Consider the following 290-nt stretch of genomic DNA (forward strand, 5'->3'; position numbering starts at 1 on the left):
GTGGACGATTGCCTCTTGAAGGCCCTCCTCGCCGCCGAACCGCTGGATAGCCTGGAGCTTCGCCGCCGAGTTGTAGCGCTGCGGGAAGTAAGTCGAGAAGTGCCGGGTGTCCTCCAGCAGGGCCTTAGCCCGAAGGTCCCCGAACTGAGCCGGATTGCTGATGTAGTCCCACTTCTGGTTCATGTGGGACCGCAGCTCTTCCAGTAGCTTCATCTCTGCTGGCGTCAGCTTACCCGGCTGCTGGGCCTCCAGGGCCTCCACCACACGGCGGCTTATGGCCTCCCTCTTGG

1 protein-coding gene is annotated in these 290 nt (G+C 63.1%); it reads right to left on the reverse strand.

The features are described from left to right. Positions 1 to 264 (reverse strand): hypothetical protein (locus tag RMT89_RS42250; protein ID WP_315889066.1); only part of this gene is annotated, 264 nt, incomplete at its 3' end. Between the last annotated feature and the right edge of the window lie 26 nt (positions 265 to 290).

It is taken from the genome of Streptomyces sp. P17, assembly GCF_032436805.1.
Taxonomy (GTDB): domain Bacteria; phylum Actinomycetota; class Actinomycetes; order Streptomycetales; family Streptomycetaceae; genus Streptomyces.